General features: G+C 57.3%; 15 protein-coding genes. 11 read left to right on the top strand and 4 right to left on the bottom strand.

Going from position 1 to position 18,412, the window contains the following annotated elements; genetic code table 11:
- The first annotated feature begins 83 nt into the window (after positions 1–83).
- A complete protein-coding gene (gene thiC, locus WG219_18300) occupies positions 84–1,967 on the top strand; it encodes a phosphomethylpyrimidine synthase ThiC (GenBank protein WXL25232.1) in 1,884 nt (627 codons plus the stop codon).
- A 65-nt stretch (positions 1,968–2,032) separates the two neighbouring features.
- On the opposite strand, the gene WG219_18295 is transcribed toward thiC, so the two are convergent.
- A complete protein-coding gene (locus WG219_18295) occupies positions 2,033–2,776 on the bottom strand; it encodes an RsiV family protein (GenBank protein ID WXL25231.1) in 744 nt (247 codons plus the stop codon).
- Positions 2,777–2,984: 208 nt separating this feature from the next.
- On the opposite strand from WG219_18295, the gene WG219_18290 reads away from it, so the two are divergent.
- The 9 genes from WG219_18290 (at position 2,985) to WG219_18250 (ending at position 12,251) form a co-directional block, all read left to right on the top strand.
- Positions 2,985–3,596 carry an NUDIX domain-containing protein gene (locus WG219_18290; GenBank protein ID WXL25230.1) on the top strand — a complete coding sequence of 204 codons (612 nt, stop codon included), beginning with the start codon at positions 2,985–2,987 and terminating at the stop codon, positions 3,594–3,596.
- A complete protein-coding gene (locus WG219_18285) occupies positions 3,593–4,039 on the top strand; it encodes a DUF1249 domain-containing protein (protein WXL25229.1) in 447 nt (148 codons plus the stop codon). Before WG219_18290 ends, WG219_18285 begins: the two co-directional genes overlap by 4 nt.
- A gap of 146 nt (positions 4,040–4,185) precedes the next feature.
- Complete coding sequence (cpdA, locus tag WG219_18280; GenBank protein WXL25228.1) at positions 4,186–5,007, top strand: 3',5'-cyclic-AMP phosphodiesterase; 822 nt, start codon at positions 4,186–4,188, stop codon at positions 5,005–5,007.
- A gap of 62 nt (positions 5,008–5,069) precedes the next feature.
- Positions 5,070–5,681: a YqiA/YcfP family alpha/beta fold hydrolase gene (locus WG219_18275; GenBank protein ID WXL25227.1), complete on the top strand. Its 612-nt coding sequence runs from the start codon at positions 5,070–5,072 to the stop codon at positions 5,679–5,681.
- A gap of 14 nt (positions 5,682–5,695) precedes the next feature.
- Complete coding sequence (gene parE / locus WG219_18270) at positions 5,696–7,594, top strand: DNA topoisomerase IV subunit B (GenBank protein ID WXL25226.1); 1,899 nt, start codon at positions 5,696–5,698, stop codon at positions 7,592–7,594.
- A complete protein-coding gene (locus tag WG219_18265; GenBank protein ID WXL25225.1) occupies positions 7,594–8,601 on the top strand; it encodes an esterase-like activity of phytase family protein in 1,008 nt (335 codons plus the stop codon). The genes parE and WG219_18265 overlap by 1 nt, the downstream gene beginning before the upstream one ends.
- Positions 8,598–9,137, top strand: a complete 540-nt coding sequence (locus WG219_18260; GenBank protein ID WXL25224.1) for a TIGR02281 family clan AA aspartic protease — start codon at positions 8,598–8,600, stop codon at positions 9,135–9,137. The genes WG219_18265 and WG219_18260 overlap by 4 nt, the downstream gene beginning before the upstream one ends.
- Positions 9,138–9,144: 7 nt before the next feature.
- A complete protein-coding gene (gene parC / locus WG219_18255; protein ID WXL25223.1) occupies positions 9,145–11,403 on the top strand; it encodes a DNA topoisomerase IV subunit A in 2,259 nt (752 codons plus the stop codon).
- Positions 11,404–11,540: 137 nt separating this feature from the next.
- Positions 11,541–12,251: an ABC-type transport auxiliary lipoprotein family protein gene (locus WG219_18250; GenBank protein WXL25222.1), complete on the top strand. Its 711-nt coding sequence runs from the start codon at positions 11,541–11,543 to the stop codon at positions 12,249–12,251.
- Positions 12,252–12,342: 91 nt separating this feature from the next.
- On the opposite strand, the gene WG219_18245 is transcribed toward WG219_18250, so the two are convergent.
- A complete protein-coding gene (locus WG219_18245) occupies positions 12,343–13,914 on the bottom strand; it encodes an AhpA/YtjB family protein (GenBank protein WXL25221.1) in 1,572 nt (523 codons plus the stop codon).
- A 291-nt stretch (positions 13,915–14,205) separates the two neighbouring features.
- Between WG219_18245 and serB the strand changes: the two genes are divergently transcribed.
- Positions 14,206–15,420: a phosphoserine phosphatase SerB gene (serB, locus tag WG219_18240; GenBank protein WXL25220.1), complete on the top strand. Its 1,215-nt coding sequence runs from the start codon at positions 14,206–14,208 to the stop codon at positions 15,418–15,420.
- Positions 15,421–15,457: 37 nt separating this feature from the next.
- On the opposite strand, the gene WG219_18235 is transcribed toward serB, so the two are convergent.
- Both WG219_18235 and WG219_18230 read right to left on the bottom strand, forming a co-directional pair.
- Positions 15,458–16,201: an SDR family oxidoreductase gene (locus WG219_18235; GenBank protein ID WXL25219.1), complete on the bottom strand. Its 744-nt coding sequence runs from the start codon at positions 16,199–16,201 to the stop codon at positions 15,458–15,460.
- Between the two features lie 120 nt (positions 16,202–16,321).
- Positions 16,322–18,391 carry an EAL domain-containing protein gene (locus tag WG219_18230; GenBank protein WXL25218.1) on the bottom strand — a complete coding sequence of 690 codons (2,070 nt, stop codon included), beginning with the start codon at positions 18,389–18,391 and terminating at the stop codon, positions 16,322–16,324.
- Positions 18,392–18,412: the final 21 nt, after the last annotated feature.

Here is an 18,412-nt window from a genome sequence, read left to right as displayed (position 1 = left end):
GTGTTCTGGCACCGCTATAGGTGCGTCTTGCGCTGTTCTAGTCCCCAGGTTCACTCCGACATTTCGCCACGGAGAGCCTGTCGATGAGCCTGCAACAATCAAAAAATCTGAGCGAAAGCGCCCAGGTCGATCAACAATCCATTCAACCGTTTCCGCGTTCGCAGAAAGTGTATGTGCAGGGCTCGCGTCCTGATATTCGTGTGCCAATGCGCGAGATTTCCCTGGATGTGACACCCACCGACTTCGGCGGTGAAATCAATGCCCCGGTGTTGGTGTATGACACCTCAGGTCCGTACACCGACCCGAGCGTCAGCATTGATGTGCGCAAGGGGCTGGCTGATGTACGCAGCGGCTGGATCGAAGACCGTGGCGACACCGAAAAACTGCCAGGCTTGACCTCTGAGTTTGGCCAGCGTCGCCTCAATGATGCCGAGCTGACCGCCATGCGCTTTGCCCATGTGCGTAACCCGCGCCGGGCCAAGGCTGGGCAGAATGTCACGCAGATGCATTACGCACGTAAAGGCATCATCACCGCTGAGATGGAATACGTGGCCATCCGCGAGAACATGAAGTTGCAGGAGGCCCGTGAAGCAGGGCTGCTCACTGAGCAGCATGCCGGGCACAGCTTTGGCGCGTCGATTCCCAAGGAAATCACCCCTGAGTTCGTGCGCGAAGAAGTCGCCCGCGGCCGCGCCATCATTCCGGCTAACATCAACCACACCGAGCTGGAACCGATGATCATCGGCCGTAACTTCCTGGTGAAGATCAACGGCAATATTGGCAACTCAGCACTGGGTTCCAGCATTGAAGAAGAAGTCGCCAAGCTGACTTGGGGGATTCGTTGGGGCTCGGACACGGTGATGGACCTGTCCACGGGTAAGCACATCCACGAAACTCGCGAGTGGATCATCCGTAACTCGCCGGTCCCTATCGGCACCGTACCGATTTATCAGGCCTTGGAAAAAGTTGGTGGTATCGCTGAGGACCTGACCTGGGAGTTGTTCCGTGACACCCTCATCGAACAATCCGAGCAGGGTGTGGACTACTTCACTATCCATGCCGGGGTCTTGCTGCGTTATGTACCGCTGACCGCCAAACGTGTGACCGGTATCGTCAGCCGTGGCGGTTCGATCATGGCCAAGTGGTGCTTGGCGCACCATAAAGAGAACTTCCTCTACACCCATTTCGACGACATCTGCGAAATCATGAAGGCCTACGATGTGTCCTTCTCCTTGGGCGACGGCTTGCGCCCCGGCTCGATTGCCGATGCCAACGATGCTGCGCAGTTTGGCGAGTTGGAAACGCTCGGGGAACTGACCAAGATCGCTTGGAAACATGATGTGCAAACCATGATCGAAGGCCCCGGCCACGTGCCGATGCAGCTGATCAAGGAGAACATGGACAAGCAGCTGGAGTGCTGTGACGAGGCGCCGTTCTACACCCTTGGCCCGCTTACCACCGATATTGCGCCGGGTTATGACCACATCACGTCAGGAATCGGCGCGGCCATGATCGGTTGGTTCGGGTGCGCAATGCTGTGCTATGTCACGCCGAAGGAGCACCTAGGCCTGCCCAATAAAGATGATGTGAAGACCGGCATCATCACCTACAAGATCGCGGCTCACGCTGCTGATCTGGCTAAAGGTCATCCTGGCGCGCAGATTCGCGACAACGCCCTGAGTAAGGCGCGTTTTGAATTCCGCTGGGAAGATCAGTTCAATCTGGGCCTTGATCCGGACACAGCGCGGGCGTATCACGATGAAACGCTGCCCAAGGATTCAGCCAAGGTCGCGCATTTCTGCTCCATGTGCGGGCCGAAATTCTGCTCGATGAAAATCACCCAAGAAGTGCGTGATTACGCGGCGAACCAGCGTATCGATGCAGTTGATGTCGATGTAGAGAAGGGCTTGGCTGAGCAGGCTGAACGCTTCAAACACGAGGGCAGCCAGCTGTATCACAAGGTGTGACGCCGTCCACCGCGTCTGGTGGGTGCCAGGCGCGGTGATTTGAGCGTTCAGCTCGTGTGTAGGGCTTACTCAGCCTGAGCGGGAAACTTCTCAGGTTTGAGGATGCCAGTCAGACGCTTATAGGGAATCAGCAGCTCAATGTGGCCCATTGAGTAGGGAGCAATGGCGTAGACATCGTATTTAACCAGCGCGCCAGCCTTGAGGAAGGCCACGTTAGGCGAGCGTACGAAAGGCCAGTTCTTAACAAATTCCGGGTCGCGGTCCATGCGCGAATGGATCAGCCAGCTGTTGTGGGCCACTTTCACCGCATTCCAGAACGCATCCTCCTGGCCGGGAATGAGCATGTCCGCCAGGGTCAGTGCTCTGTCCTCATCAATTGAGTAGTTAATGAAGCCACGCCCCGGCATACCATGGGCGCCACCGGTATCCAGATACGTCGCAAACTCAATGACCACCAAGCCGTCATGTTGCTCGCGTACTTTGGCTTGCAAGTAAGTGCTGTTGCGGTCTGGGGCGTCACGCAGGTACTCACGGGTGTAGTCTGCCAATGTAGGGGCCAACTGTTGGTCGGGTGTGAGACGAGTCATTTCCAGCAGACGCTTTTCAATTAAGGCGTTGAGGTTCGGCTCGCTCGGGAAATTCAGCGTGTCGATATTGACCAGTGGGCACTGCTCGCCCTGACAGCCCGCTTTAACCTCTTCTGTTGCATGGCGGGTGTATTTGATGTCTGTGTGCCGTGTGCCAATACTCTGGCAAGCAGCAAGGAGCAGTGAAAAACTGATCAGGTAGGCTATTTTTACGAGCTGCATGTGCATCCTTGAGAGTGTGATACGGCCGTCAGAATATGACTGCCACATGATTTACGAGTTCTCTGGCCTGTATGCCTGCAAACAAAGAGTAGGCGCCGCAGGCTGGGTTCACCAATTGTCACATAGGATTATGTGCCCGGAGCGGGGCACGATAGGATGGCGCGATTACATAGACTAATTGTGCCAAGCATTTGTTTCTGAGGAATTTATGACGGCTAAATCCACTCCGCGCATTGTAGAGCAGCTGAGTCGGGAAACCTGTTTCAAAGGGTTCTACCGGGTTGATCGGCTGCGTTTACGCCACGAACAATTTGCCGGTGGCATGGGCCCGGAGTTAAGTCGTGAACTGTTCGTACGGCATGATGCCGTATGCGTACTGCCTTATGACCCTGTGAGTGACACGGTTGTATTGATTGAGCAGTTCCGCGTCGGTGCGTTCGATAAAAGCCAGAACCCGTGGTTGTTGGAGCTGGTGGCCGGGCTGATTGATAAAGACGAACAGCCGGAAGAAGTGGCGCGCCGCGAAGCGGTTGAAGAAGCCAATCTAACCCTGACCGATTTACACCCCATTACTCAGTATTACCCGTCGCCGGGTGGCTCCGATGAGCGGGTCTATCTGTATGTAGGTCGTTGCGACAGCGCCGGTGCAGGTGGCGAATTCGGTCTGGCGGAAGAGGGCGAGGACATCCGCGTGCACGTCTGGAGCGTGGCAGAGGCACTGGCTGCGGTTAATGACGGCAGAATTGATAACGCAGCAGGTATCATTGCCCTGCAATGGCTGGCACTCAATCGTGATGCGTTGCGGAGTCGCTGGTCATGACCCTGGTTCGTGAGCGCTACCGAGTCGACCTTATCGAGCTGCAGGCTGCTTGCGAGGCCAACTATGCCCGGCTGATGCGCCTGCTGCCTGCAATGCGAGAAAGCACGGAGGTGCGTCGGGTGGCGCTGAGCCAGGGCGATTATGCCTACGGTGTATTGAGCCTTAAGGTACTGGAAACCTGTCCTTATACCTCTACGGTAGAAGTGTGTCAGGAATACAGCCTGGACTGGCTGCCAGCGTCGAAAATGGAAGTGCGCGTTTACCACGATGCGCGCATGGCTGAGGTCATCAGCGCGCAGAATGCGCGGCGTTTTCGGGGGATCTATCCCTACCCGAATGCAGCCATGCACCACCCCGATGAGAAAACCCAGCTGAATGTGTTCCTCGGTGAGTGGCTGAGTCACTGCCTGAACTGTGGGCACGAGCTAACCCAGGTTCGCTGAGTGGCGTTACAAAACCAGCTGAGTTGTGAGCTGCTTTGTAAAGAATGTCATCTACCCCCGTTTTTATGTGAACCAATACACCTTAGACGTCTTACGGCTGGCATCAGCAGCTACCATAATCCGTGTATCCGCTGAAGAGATAAGGCTTGTTGGACGTGTCGACTCAAACATCTGCCGTTGATAATTCAGTTCTTGTAGTTCAGTTGTCCGACAGTCATCTGTTTGCAGATGCAACGGGGCGTCTGATGGGCATGGATACTCAGAGCAGCCTGCAGCAGGTGGTGGCGCAGGTGCTTCAGGAGCAGTCTCAGGTCGACTTGGTGCTGGGTACGGGGGATCTGTCTCAAGACGGCAGCGTCGAGTCCTATCAGTGGTTCCGTCAATTAACGGCGGCCATTTCCGCACCGGCGCGCTGGTTGCCCGGTAATCATGATGAGTTGGCCCCTATGCAGGCTGCCTGCGAAGGGACTGACCTGCTGCGGCCTGTGGTAGATGTGGGCAACTGGCGCGTTACGTTGCTCGACTCCTCTGTGCCAGGAGCAGTGCCGGGTTATCTCGGTGATACGCAACTGGCCGTGCTGGAGCGTGCACTGAGTGAGGCACCTGACCGTTATCATCTGGTTTGTCTGCACCATCATCCGGTCGCTATCGGCAGTGAGTGGATGGAGCCCATTGGGCTGCGTAATCCAGAGGCCCTATTTAGGGTGCTGGATCGTTTCAGCCAGGTTCGCGCTTTGCTGTGGGGGCATGTTCATCAGGTATTTGATCAGCACCGCCGGTCGGTTCGCCTGCTGGCATCGCCTTCGACATGCGTTCAGTTTGCGCCGGGAAGTGATGATTTTCAGGTCGATAGCACAGCTCCGGGGTATCGCTGGTTGCGTCTGTTCGATGACGGACGACTTGAAACCGGAGTTTCCCGCTTGAGTGGCTTCGCTTTCGAGATCGACGAGAGCGCTGGCGGATACTGAACCATGCCTGCATGTGTTCAACAGGTTGCAGCCTGTCGCTGCAAGCGGTTAGCCTGCCGCCTATGACAGCATCCATTCTTTATATACACGGTTTTAACAGCGCTCCGGCATCGCGCAAGGCCACACAACTGAGCCAAGCTATGGCGCAGATGGGGCTGGAGAACAACCTGCGGGTTCCCGCCCTGCATCACCATCCCCGGCAGGCCATTGCCCAGTTACAGGCATTGATTGAGGAACTGGGCCAGCCTTTGCTGGTGGGCAGTTCCTTGGGCGGCTACTATGCGACCTATCTGGCGCAGCGTCATGGTTTGTCAGCCCTGCTGATCAACCCTGCAGTTCGCCCGCATTTGCTGTTTGATGGTTATCTTGGTCCGCAAACCAATCTGTATACCGGTGAAACCTGGGAGCTGACGGCTGATCATGTCGCCGCGCTGGCTGAGCTTGATGTAGCGGAGCCGGTAGATTCAGATCGCTATCAGGTGTGGTTGCAGACGGCGGATGAAACGCTGGACTATCGCCATGCCGAGCGCTATTACCAGCACTGTGCGCTACGTATTCAGGCCGGCGGCGACCATAGCTTTCAGGGCTTTGCCGAACGCTTGCCAATGTTATTTGCTTTTGCCGGTATCCCTCGCGCTGAGTGGCAGGATATCGACTTTTCCGTTTTCAATTGATGAATCAGAGACCCATGGCCCAGCAGAACGCTTACAACGCAGACGCCATCGAAGTTCTTTCCGGCCTTGATCCGGTGCGCAAGCGCCCGGGTATGTATACCGACACGACCCGCCCGAACCATCTGGCGCAGGAAGTGATCGACAACAGTGTCGACGAAGCCCTGGCCGGGCATGCTCGTTCCATTCAGGTGATCCTGCACGAGGATAATTCGCTTGAGGTCATCGACGATGGCCGAGGCATGCCGGTGGATATCCACCCGGAAGAAGGGGTGCCAGGTGTAGAGCTGATCCTCACTAAACTGCACGCCGGCGGTAAGTTTTCCAACAAGAACTACCAGTTCTCCGGCGGCTTACACGGCGTCGGTATCTCTGTGGTCAACGCGCTGTCGACCAAGGTTGTGGTCACGGTTAAGCGTGATGGCAGCGAATACCAGATGAGCTTCGCGGATGGTTTCAAAGCGAGCGATCTGGAAGTGGTCGGCTCAGTGGGTAAGCGCAACACCGGTACCAGCGTGCATTTCTGGCCGGATGCTAAATACTTCGACTCGTTCAAATTCTCTGTCAGCCGCCTCAAGCATGTGCTCAAAGCCAAGGCTGTTCTGTGCCCAGGCCTTTCCGTCACGTTTGTCGACAAAGCCAGCGGTGAGCGCATCGAGTGGCTGTATGAAGACGGCTTGCGTTCTTACTTGCAGGACGCCGTCAGCGAGTACCTGCGTCTGCCGGATGAGCCCTTCTGTGGCTCGCTGGCTGGGGAAAAAGAGGCGGTGGATTGGGCCCTGTTGTGGCTGCCTGAAGGGGGGGAATCGGTTCAGGAAAGTTACGTTAACCTGATCCCCACCGCCCAGGGCGGTACCCACGTCAATGGTCTGCGCCAGGGCTTGCTGGATGCTATGCGCGAGTTCTGCGAGTTCCGCAACCTGCTGCCGCGTGGTTTGAAGCTGGCTCCGGAGGATGTCTGGGAGCGCATCGCTTTTGTTCTCTCAATGAAAATGCAGGATGCCCAGTTCTCTGGCCAGACCAAAGAACGTTTGTCTTCCCGTGAGGCGGCTGCATTTGTTTCCGGCGTGGTTAAGGATGCGTTCAGCCTATGGCTCAACGCAAACCCTGAAACCGGCCTGGCCTTGGCAGAGCTGGCGATCAGCAACGCCGGTCGCCGTCTAAAGGCGGGCAAAAAGGTCGAGCGCAAGAAAATCACTCAAGGCCCAGCGCTGCCAGGCAAGTTGGCTGACTGTGCCGGTCAGGAGCCTATGCGCTGCGAGCTGTTCCTGGTGGAGGGTGACTCTGCGGGTGGCTCTGCCAAACAGGCGCGGGATAAAGAGTTCCAGGCCATCTTGCCGCTGCGCGGGAAGATTCTGAATACCTGGGAAGTCGACGGCGGCGAAGTGCTGGCCAGCCAGGAAGTACACAACATTGCTGTGGCCGTTGGCCTTGATCCGGGATCGAGCGATCTAAGTCAGTTGCGCTACGGCAAAATTTGTATTCTGGCGGATGCTGACTCCGACGGTTTGCACATCGCCACTTTGCTCTGCGCGTTGTTTGTGCAGCACTTCCGTCCGCTGGTGGATGCTGGTCACGTCTACGTGGCGATGCCGCCGCTGTACCGGATCGACTGCGGCAAAGAAATTTTCTATGCGTTGGACGAAGCAGAGCGCGACGGCATTCTCGACCGTCTGCAAGCTGAAAAGCGTCGGGGCAAGCCGCAAGTCACTCGATTCAAAGGTTTGGGTGAAATGAACCCGCCACAACTGCGTGAAACTACCATGGACCCGAACACCCGACGTCTGGTGCAGTTGACTCTGGATGACTTTGACAGCGCACGCGAGATCATGGACATGCTGCTGGCGAAGAAACGTGCCGGTGACCGTAAGTCTTGGCTGGAGTCCAAAGGCAACTTGGCCGAGGTCCTGCTCTGATGCAGAGACTGATCGCTGTCGGTCTGCTGCTGTGTGCCCAAAGCTTGTCTGCCGCCACAGAGGAGACCGGTCCGCAACCGGTGGATGAAAGCCTTAAGCTGCTCGAAGAGCGTCCTGTTGAAGGAATGGTCGGCGGCAATCTGTCTGGTCTGGCTTGGTGTAACGGCGCGCTCTGGGGGGTATCCGACCGGGATGACCAACAGCTATACCGTTTACAAGAGCATGAGGGCATCTGGAAGGCAGAAGCTGAGCCGTTTGTGGCGCCGCCCGCACCGGATGTTGGTTTACCTTGGGGTATGCGCACCAGCGCTAAGCTGGCTGGATTGGCCCGGGGTGGCGAGCTGGACTTCGAAGGGATCACTTGCGACAACGCAGGCAATCGCTATTTGGTCAGTGAGTCCACCCTGAGTGTATTGCACCTGCCGCCTGCGGCCGACCCTCAATGGCTCGAACTGCCTGCGGAGATGATCCGTCAGGCACGTGCCAGTGGGATGCTTTTGCAGTTCAACTCACTGTTCGAAGGGATTGCAGTGGATCCTGCTGGGGCGCGTTTGTATCTGGCTGCCGAGCGTAAGCGCCGTGGCGTACTGGTGTTGCATAAGCAGCAGAAGAATTGGCGCTGTGTTGAAAGTTGCGTGTTGTTCAGCGAGGGCGGTGGTGTTCGTGGCCCAGAGCAGTTGGGCAGTACTCAAGACGAACCTAAGGATTTCTCCGATCTGTCGTTTTATGACGGCAAGCTGTTTACCCTGGAGCGGCAAACCTATGAGATCTGCCGACGCAGTACCGCAGATGGACAGGCGGAGCGCTGCTGGTCATTTGCCGATGAGGCGTTAACTGAGTCGCGTCGCTACTCACCGACACACGGGATGGCGGAGGCGCTTTGGGTGGATGAAAAGGGGGCCTGGATTGGGGTGGATAACGGTAACTACACCCGCGCAGACGGTGAGTCCCGTCCGGTAATCTGGCGCTTTGCTGCTCCGGCAGAAGGTTGGAGTAGCGCTCCTTGACCACCCAGGTTCCCGGCAAGCGGGCAGGGCGAGTGATGCTGGTGCTGGCCTGGGGGGCCGCGCTGTTATTGGCAACCCGTTTCTTTGCTGACTGGGAAGAACAACGCCGTAACCCAAATGCCAATCCTGAGTCGGTAACGCGTGGGGGCTACGTCGAGGTCGTGCTGGCCAGTGGACGCCAAGGCCATTACATGGCGGGCGGTAAAATCAATGGTGAGCCAGTGACCTTTCTGCTGGACACTGGCGCCACGCAGGTGGCTGTGCCGGTAGACCTAGCTCAGCGCTTGGGGCTGGAGCCCGGCGCGCAAATTGTGATCAACACTGCGAATGGGCGTGCGAATGCCCATCGCACCCGCCTCAAGCAGTTACAGCTGGGCGATATTGTCCTGAAGGATGTCCCGGCGTTGATTGCGCCAGGCATGCAAGGGGATGACGTATTACTGGGCATGAGCGCCCTTAAACAGCTCGAATTTACCCAGCGTGACGGCAATTTGCTGTTGCGCCAGTCGATTACGCAACAACCTACTTTGCAATGAGGCGCGCATGAGCGAAACCCTCGATCTGAGCCTGGACGGCGTTGAGCGCCGTTCCTTAGCCGACTTTACCGAGCAGGCTTACCTGAACTATTCGATGTACGTGATCATGGACCGGGCTTTACCGCACATCGGTGATGGCCTCAAGCCTGTGCAACGCCGCATTGTCTACGCCATGAGCGAGCTGGGCCTGGATGCGGACTCCAAGCACAAAAAATCGGCCCGTACCGTGGGTGACGTGCTGGGTAAGTTCCATCCCCATGGCGACTCGGCCTGCTACGAAGCAATGGTGCTGATGGCTCAGCCGTTCAGTTATCGCTACACCTTGGTGGACGGCCAGGGTAACTGGGGGGCGCCGGATGATCCCAAGTCGTTCGCTGCCATGCGTTACACCGAAGCGCGCCTGTCCCGTTATTCCGAAGTGCTGCTCAGCGAGCTGGGGCAGGGCACGGTTGATTGGGTGCCGAACTTCGATGGCACCCTGAATGAACCGGCCACGCTGCCTGCACGTCTGCCCAACCTATTGCTTAACGGCACCACGGGTATTGCCGTGGGCATGGCCACCGATGTGCCGCCGCATAACCTGCGGGAAGTGGCAGCTGCCTGCGTGCGCCTGCTGGATCAGCCTAATGCCACCGTTGAAGAGCTTTGTGAGCACATTCTCGGCCCGGACTTCCCCACCGAAGCGGAAGTGATTACGCCCAAGGCTGATCTGCTGAAAGTCTACGAAACCGGCCGTGGCTCCGTGCGCATGCGGGCGGTGTACCGGGCCGAAGACGGCGACATCGTGGTGACAGCGCTGCCGCACCAGGTTTCCGGGGCCAAGGTACTGGAGCAGATTGCCGCCCAGATGCAGGCCAAGAAGCTGCCGATGGTGGCGGACCTGCGTGACGAGTCCGACCATGAAAACCCATGCCGCATTGTCATCATTCCGCGTTCCAACCGCGTGGATGCTGACGAGCTGATGCAGCACCTGTTCGCCACCACAGATTTGGAATCCAGTTACCGGGTCAACACCAACGTGATTGGGCTGGATGGCAAGCCGCAGGTGAAAAACCTGCGTGAAATGCTGGTGGAATGGCTGACGTACCGGGTCAATACCGTGCGCCGCCGCCTGCAATTCCGTCTGGATAAAGTTGAGAAGCGCCTGCACCTCTTGGATGGTTTGCTGGTCGCTTTCCTCAATCTGGATGAAGTTATCCACATCATCCGTACTGAAGACCAGCCCAAGCCGGTCCTGATGGAACGCTTTGGTCTGACCGAAATTCAGGCTGATTACATTCTCGATACCCGCCTGCGTCAATTGGCGCGGTTGGAAGAGATGAAGATCCGTGGTGAACAAGATGAGCTGCTCAAAGAGCAGAAGAAGCTGCTGGCGCTGCTCGGCAGTGAGGCCAAGCTGAAAAAACTGGTGCGTCAGGAGATTCTGGATGACGCCGAGAAGTACGGCGATGACCGTCGCTCACCGATTGTGGCCCGCGCCGAAGCCCGCGCCCTAAGCGAAACCGAGCTGATGCCGACCGAGCCGGTCACTGTAGTGCTGTCCGAGAAGGGCTGGGTGCGTTGTGCTAAGGGGCACGATATCGACGCCACTGGTTTGTCTTATAAGGCTGGGGATGGCTTCAAAGCAGCCGCGCCGGGCCGCTCCAACCAATACGCCGTGTTTATTGACTCAACTGGACGCAGCTATTCGCTGACGGCCCACTCGTTGCCGTCGGCACGAGGCCAGGGGGAGCCGTTGACCGGGCGTCTGACGCCGCCGCCAGGGGCAACCTTCGAGTGCGTACTGATGCCGGACGATGATGCTCTGTATGTGATTGCATCCGATGCAGGCTATGGTTTCGTGGTCAAAGGCGATGATCTGCAGGCCAAGAACAAGGCGGGCAAGACCTTGTTGACGTTGCCTAACGGTGCTCAGGTGATTGCACCCAAACCGCTGAGCAACCGTGAAGAGGACTGGCTGGCCGCTGTAACGACTGAAGGCCGCCTGCTGCTATTCCCGGTACGCGATTTGCCTCAATTGGGTAAAGGTAAAGGCAACAAAATCATTGGTATCCCTGGGGAGCGTGTGGCTTCTCGCGAAGAGTACCTGACCGATCTGGCAGTTTTGCCGGTAGGTGCAACCTTAGTTTTGCAGGCCGGAAAGCGCACTTTGTCGCTTAAACCAGATGACCTGGAACATTACAAGGGTGAACGTGGTCGTCGCGGCAATAAGCTGCCACGGGGGTTCCAGCGTGTTGATGGGCTTTTGGTCGAGTCCCAAGGCTGATTCTGAGACGATCGCACGGCATTTATGCACTGGTGTCTCAGGCCGGATTCAAGGATGATACGCGCCCTCAGGTGAGCGTATAGCTCCCTGCATGGATGAGCATGTGATCCGGTGGTCTGCCGGCAGGATTAAATAAAATGATGGCACTGCGAGTATCTGGGGTTTTGTTGAGCGGTTTGCTGGTACTGGGGGGCTGTATGCATTCGCCGCCCGTCTCTCTTTATCAGCTCGACGGTGGGGCGTTTACCGCCCCGTCTACTGAAAAGGGTTTAGCGATATTGCTGGGGCCTGTTTCAGTCGCAGATTACTTGCAGCGCGACACACTTCTGCAACGCCAGACTGACGGCACCCTGTCAGAGGCTCCCAATGCACGTTGGGCCGGTAGCTTGGCAGCTGATATTGATCAGCAACTGCTGCGTCAGATCGCTGCCCGTTTGGACACTCAGCGTGTGGTGCTGGCGCCTGCTACAGCAGGCTTTGTTCCTGATGCGCGTGTTTCACTGACGATTGCCCGTCTGGATTCAGGCCCTGAGCGCCCGGCGGTGCTTGAGGGTCAGTGGCGTTTGTCTGGTGCAGACGGCAAGTTGCTGGACAGCCGTTTAATTAGCCTCGAAGAAGGACATGATGGTTCGGTGGGTGATCAGGTGCGCGCCCAGAGCGAACTGCTTCAGCAATTGGTTGAGCAGATTGCTGTTGCCGTTAAAAGCAACAAGCAGGCCGAGCCTGTCCAAGTGACCCGGCGCCCGCGCCCAAAACCTGCCGTGGTCAAGCCCGTTGAGCCTCCCGTAACGACACCAAGCATTCCGATGGCTGAGCCGATCCGCGAGAGCGAAGTATTTCGTTTCTAGTGATGCTCCCCGGTGCCGTAACGATCTAACGGGCATAGGGTTTAATCAGCTGCATGCAAAAAGCCGGGCAGTGCCCGGCTTTTTGCTGTTATCAATGCATGCGCGCCAATTGACGCTCAAGTAGGGAAGGATAGGGCTCGTGCAGGCGTTCTACACAGCAAGCACCTTGCGGGCTGGCAATGGCGCGGATCCGGGCGCGTTGGCTGACCAGCTCATCGTCAGCGATGCTACGCTCTACCAACAGCAGGTTGCGGCTATGTTGGGAAAGCGCCAATGCATTTTGCGCTGTTTCGCTAAGCAGCAATTCGGCTTGTGGTAGACCGGCCAACTCTTCACCCAGGCACAGGCCCAGCTGAAGTTGCAGGGTAATGCCACTGTCGGCCACTTCGATCTGCAAGGCGTGTCCCAGAGCACGCATCAGTTCGCCGCAGCAAATCGCATGGGTCAGGTAGTCCTCACCGCAGTCTTTCTGATGGAAGAGAATCAGGCTGCTACCGTCGCTGAGGGTAAACAGCTCGCCTTCATACAGCTCGGTTGCCTGTTCCAGGCAATCACGATAGCGGTTCAGCAGTTCTAGCAGACGGCTGCGCGGCAGGCGGCGCAATTGTTCCTGAGCACCCAGCTGGATGGCCAATACCGCACTGGGCTGCGATTGTGCGGGAGCCAGCGGAGCAACAGGGGCAACTGCTTGCGGCTGCTCATCGTTGTTACGCAGATCCGCAAACGGGTCGTCAAGATCATCGTTGAAAGGGTCGAACTTCGGGCTTGCCACTGGGCGCTGTGGGCGTGGCGGCTCATTCAGATCGTCCAGGTCATCGAACTCGTCCACGGCACTCATGCGCTCAGACTTGAGGTCAGGGACGCTGAAACCAGGCTCGACCCGAGACGAGGTCTGCGGAAAGTCATCTTCTTCCGGCAGATCGACAGGCAGATCGTCGAAGGCTTCTGGCTCTTCAACCGGTGCAGGCTTTTCAGGGACCAGGCGGCTCTGTAACTGACGGGCCAGATCGCCGATTTCATCTTGACGGCCCGCTCCGGGGGCGGGGTCATCCGGGTCGCGCAACCACACACGTAATTGCAGCAGCGGCGTGGATATGTGCCGGCCCAAACGCATGCTCAGTGACAGAGTCAGCGCTAGCAAGATCAAGCTGAGAATGCCCATGCTTTGCAGGCTGATGGTCATCGGTTGTTGGAACTGCTGCATATCCAGGCTGATGCGCAATTGCCCAGCGATGACCTCTTGGAAGGTGATCGGTGTTGAATACAGACCGTCGGTTTCCCCCAGCATGCTCTGGCTCGGGCGTGAGCCTGCTTCAGCGAGGATGCGGTTATCCACGCTGTAGATCGCGGCATGGGCAACCAGCGGGTTCTTCACCAGATTGTTCAGCAGTACGTTCAAACTGAGGATGTCGTTAGACACCAACAGCTCGGTCGCAGATGCTGCTGTCTGCGTGATCAGGCTGCTGCCAAGGGCTTCCGCCTGTTGCTGCATGGCATGTTTGAACTGCATGCCAATGACCCAGCCGTAAATCAGCAGGGCGAGCGCAACCAGCAGCACGCTATGGCTGACGATACGCAGTGCCAGTGGAATGCGGCGTTGCCGCAGGGCCTGGAACAGCAGGAGGAAGAAATTATCGGGCTTTACTGGGGCGGGCCGGTTCACAGAGCTCGGCTCTTTTCGACTGACGATGTCGCGCAGTATAACGATGCACTGTCTGTGGGCAAAGCACCGTCCGTGGGTGTTGTGCTGCGAAAGTAGGTAGAATGGCCGTCTTTTCAGGTTGTACGACGGACGTAACCCTGCCTGTCTGTGCTCACGACAACGCTGTTTCAATCTTGAAACGCCCTGTTCCCGTGCATTGCACAGATGTTGAGCGCATCCGAAGTCGCCTGTTTTCCCGCCCTGTCGTTATTACAGGTCGCTGCAATCAATCATGTCCCTGGAGAGTGCGCCTTGCGCGAAATTGTCCTGATCAATATTACCGGTGAAGACCGCCCCGGTTTGACTGCCGCCATTACAGGTGTGCTGGCGCAGGGAGGAGTGAATATCCTCGACATCGGCCAGGCGGTGATTCACGACACCTTGTCATTCGGCATCCTGGTTGAGATTCCTGATACTGAGCAGGCCTCTTCCGTACTTAAAGACATTCTTTTCACGGCCTATAAGCTGGACCAGCAGGTGCGCTTTACGCCGGTATCCGAGGCTGACTACCAGCAGTGGGTCAATGGACAGGGCAAGGCCCGCCATATCGTTACTCTGTTGACCCGTAAGGTCACGGCTGAGCAATTGCAGCGTGTCAGTGCTATCACGGCCCGTTACGGCCTGAATATTGACCACATTGACCGTTTGTCCGGTCGTATGCCGCTGGATATGCCGGCCGAGCAGGGCAAAGGCTGCATCGAGTTTTCCGTCCGGGGTGAGCCTGATGATCCTGCAGCATTACGCGCGGAGTTCCTCAGTGTGGCGCAGGAGCTGAATGTGGATATCGCCTTCCAGGCTGATTCCCTGTTCCGCCGTAACCGCCGTCTGGCTGTGTTTGATATGGACTCGACCTTGATCGAGGCTGAAGTGATCGACGAGCTGGCCAAGGCTGCCGGTGTTGGCGACAAGGTTTCCGAAATTACCGAGCGCGCGATGCGTGGCGAGTTAGATTTCGCCGCCAGCTTCCGCGAGCGCCTAGCCTTGCTCAAGGGCTTGCCGGAAACCGTGCTGGCCGATATCGGGGCTTCCCTGCGTTTGACTGAAGGAGCGGAAACCCTGTTCAGCGAGCTCCGTCGCCTGGGCTACAAAACAGCGATTCTGTCCGGTGGCTTCACCTATTTTGCGAAACAGCTACAAGCCAAGCTGGGCATCGATTATGTGTTTGCCAACGAGCTGGAAATCGTCGACGGTCGGGTGACCGGCGTTGCGGTTGAGCCGATCGTTGATGCTCAGCGCAAAGCTGATCTGCTGCGCGAACTGGCGGCGAAAGAAGGCTTGCGTCTGGAACAGACCATTGCGGTCGGCGATGGCGCCAATGACCTGCCGATGCTGGCCATAGCCGGTCTGGGCGTGGCCTTCCGTGCCAAACCGCTGGTTAAGCAGTCTGCCAAGCAGGCTATCTCAACCTTGGGGCTGGATGGTGTGCTCTATTTGCTCGGTTTCCGCGACCGCGACGGACAGGTGTAACCGACTTCCTGTTGAAGGGTGAGGATGGCTGGCATCCTCACCTGCCTCCTGAAACCGGAATAATGGCACCTGTCACATAACTCGCTTCAGGTGATGCCAGCCAGCCGACGCAGTCGGCCACTTCCTCAGGGCTACCTGCTCGCCCAACGGGCACCGTAGGGGCCATCAGTGCTGGGCGCTCAGGCTTACCAGCGGCTGCATGCAGGTCGGTCTCAATCAGGCCTGGTGCTATGCCGTTTACCCTGATGCCCTCATCTGCGACCTCTTTGGCCAAGCCGCGGGTCATGGTATCGAGGGCGCCTTTGCTGGCTGCGTAATGAATCCATTCGCCGCTGCCGCCCAGTTCTGCCGCGCGGGATGACACATTGATGATGACGCCTCCCTGACCGCCCCGGGATTTGGCCATTCTGCGTACCGCCTCGCGGGCACAGATAAAAGCACCGAATACATTGACTCGGAAAACCTGCTCAAGACGCTCCAGCGAAAGTGACTCAAGCAGGCTGAAACCAGCAGTGATGCCCGCGTTATTGACCAATAAAGACAGCGCTTGCGGCTCTTGGTCGAGCGCGTGGAACAATTGCGTGATGCTGGCTTCAGACGCTGTATCCAGCTGCCAGGCTTGAGCGGAGCCTCCCGCTTGGGTGATTTCCTTGACCACTTGCGCGGCGGCATGGCTGTCACGCTCGTAGGTTAGATAGACCCGATAACCAAGGCTGCCGAGTTTGCGGGAAATGGCGGCACCAATACCGCGGCTACCCCCTGTTACCAAAGCCAACGTCATATTCACGACTCCTGTCAGAAAACGCTGAGTCGACCTTAGGGGGGGGATTTAAATGCTGTCAACGCATCAGCGCCGATCGGAGAGGCAAGGCCGCATGGCTGCGGCCTGATGCATGAGGGATTACTCGTCGTCGGCGGAGAAATCGTAGTCCATCGACTGGCTTGGGCCTTGGAGGTAATGCCCCTGGATATAGTTAACCCCAGCTTGCCACAAGGTCGCGAGCACGCTGGCGGACTCAACGAACGGCACAATGGTCAGCTTGGCTTGTGAGTGAAGACTGGCCAGCAGGGTTTTTAGGGCCTCTTGGTTGTCCGGTTTGCTCAAGTCTTGCGAGAACGAACTGTCCACTTTGACGAAATCAACATGCAGGTGCTTCAGCGTATTGAACGGGTTGAGTGCGCAGCCAAATTGCGTCAGTGCTGTCTTGCAATGCAATTCGTTCAGGCCTTGGGTCATCGCTTTGGCGGCTTTGAGGTAGGCAATCGCATCTGGCTCACTGAACTGGAAGACCAGCGAGTCAGAGGGCAAGCGTGCTGCTTTCAATGCCACGCTGAGCCAAGGCAGCAGGGTTTGATCTTGCAGGCTGCTGGGCGAGACGTGCACGAACAGGCGGGTGTTGTGGCCTTTGGCGCGGTGCTCAGTGAGCAATTTGATCGAGTTGAGGATCACCCAGCGATCAATTTTCTCGGCCATGCCCATTTCTGCTGCCGATTTGAACAGCTCAAGCGGCGGAACGTCTTCACCTTGTGGGCTGCGCAGGCGGAGCAGTACTTCATAGTGTTCGAAGTTATCGCCGCGAAGGCTGATGATCGGTTGGAACAGTAAGGTGAAGCTGTTGTTGTCCAGCGCTTGCTGGATCATTGCTGCGATGTTGCCGCGGTTGGCAGCAGCAGCCAGTTCATCAGCCGGGTTGTACAGTTTGATGGCGTTGCCGCCGCTCAATTCGTCAGCACAACGGTGGGCACGGTCTACCACTTCCTGAGATTTGGCGGTGGTTTCATTGAGACCCGCCACGCCGATAGAAAGGGTGGTTTGCACCGTACGACAGCTGACGTCGAAGAGGTTGCCCTCCACCTTTTTCAGCAAGCTTTCCAGAAGTGGAAGGGCGTTTTCAGGCGTAGCACCGGGGATCAGTGCGCTGAATACATCGTCACCAAAACGGGCCAGCTGAGTCTCTGCAGGGAAGTGGCTGCGCAGCAAGTTGGCCAAGTCGGTCAGGAGGATGTCGATACCAGCCAGACCCATTTGAGCCAGCAGGCTGGCATAGTGGTCAACGCGGATATAGGCCAGGGTAGACGGTTGGCTGTTTTTAACCGCACGCTCCGCCGCTGCATCCATCAACTCAAGGAAGTGGTTGCGGTTGAACAGGCCTGTGACCAAGTCTTGGCTGCTGATTTCACGCAGTTTTTCTTCCAGCTCGGCATTGCCGCTTTCAGAACGGATCACCACTTGGATGCAGGGTTCACCGTCATAAGTGGCTGGGGAAAAACTCATCTGTGCGGGGAATTTTTCGCCCGTGGCTTTAAGGCCGGTGCATTTGAGTTCAGCGTGACCTTCCTGATCGTGGTAACTCTTGAGGAAGTCTTTGAAGGATGCCTGATCACGGCTGTCGATCAAGTCAATCATCGGCATGCCTTCGAGTTCTTCGGCATCCTCGTAGGCGAACAGCTCGAGGTAGGCTCGGTTGGCGTATATATGCATGCCATCGTGCACGTAGGTGATGGCATCCACCGAGCTGTCGAGCAGCAGTTGGCAGCGTTTTTCTGCTTCTCGCAGGGACACTTCGCAGGCCCGGCGGGCTCGTCGCTCTTCCAGATTAGCCAGTTCGCGTTTAGCCACCAGTATCAGGCGCTCGTCTTCCCCTTGGGGAAGGGCATCCTGCGCACCAAGGCTAAGGGCTTCGGTAACGCTGTCGGAGTCATTGTCGGCGAGCAGCTGAATGGCCGGAATATCTTTGGCCAGGCGGCGGATTGTGGCTATCACATCCGTACTGGAAAGGTTGCCGCTGTGTGGCGCGCAGATCAGCAGGTCCCACGTGTGTTGGAGAACCTCGTTGAGGCCCTCCGAACCGCTCAGGCGGTGCACACGGGTAGCTTGTCCGGCATTGCGGAACAGGTTGACCAAACGCTCGGCTTCATTCTGCGAGTCTTCAAGAATAAGCAGCCGAATGGTTTTTTTCTCAAGTGGCATATTGATATTAAATCTTCGCCA

This window comes from Pseudomonas mendocina, from assembly GCA_037482215.1.
Classification (GTDB): Bacteria; Pseudomonadota; Gammaproteobacteria; order Pseudomonadales; family Pseudomonadaceae; genus Aquipseudomonas; species Aquipseudomonas mendocina_E.
This window is presented reverse-complemented; position numbering and strand designations above follow the sequence as displayed.

What these genes read in the sequence shown, in the direction of transcription:
- WG219_18275 (WXL25227.1), top strand. Translation starts at nt 5,070, where the DNA reads ATGACAGCATCCATTCTTTATATACACGGTTTTAACAGCGCTCCGGCA.
- WG219_18230 (WXL25218.1), bottom strand. Translation starts at nt 18,391, where the DNA reads ATGCCACTTGAGAAAAAAACCATTCGGCTGCTTATTCTTGAAGACTCG.
- parC (WXL25223.1), top strand. Translation starts at nt 9,145, where the DNA reads ATGAGCGAAACCCTCGATCTGAGCCTGGACGGCGTTGAGCGCCGTTCC.
- parE (WXL25226.1), top strand. Translation starts at nt 5,696, where the DNA reads ATGGCCCAGCAGAACGCTTACAACGCAGACGCCATCGAAGTTCTTTCC.
- WG219_18250 (WXL25222.1), top strand. Translation starts at nt 11,541, where the DNA reads ATGATGGCACTGCGAGTATCTGGGGTTTTGTTGAGCGGTTTGCTGGTA.
- WG219_18290 (WXL25230.1), top strand. Translation starts at nt 2,985, where the DNA reads ATGACGGCTAAATCCACTCCGCGCATTGTAGAGCAGCTGAGTCGGGAA.
- WG219_18265 (WXL25225.1), top strand. Translation starts at nt 7,594, where the DNA reads ATGCAGAGACTGATCGCTGTCGGTCTGCTGCTGTGTGCCCAAAGCTTG.
- thiC (WXL25232.1), top strand. Translation starts at nt 84, where the DNA reads ATGAGCCTGCAACAATCAAAAAATCTGAGCGAAAGCGCCCAGGTCGAT.
- WG219_18235 (WXL25219.1), bottom strand. Translation starts at nt 16,201, where the DNA reads ATGACGTTGGCTTTGGTAACAGGGGGTAGCCGCGGTATTGGTGCCGCC.
- WG219_18295 (WXL25231.1), bottom strand. Translation starts at nt 2,776, where the DNA reads ATGCAGCTCGTAAAAATAGCCTACCTGATCAGTTTTTCACTGCTCCTT.
- WG219_18285 (WXL25229.1), top strand. Translation starts at nt 3,593, where the DNA reads ATGACCCTGGTTCGTGAGCGCTACCGAGTCGACCTTATCGAGCTGCAG.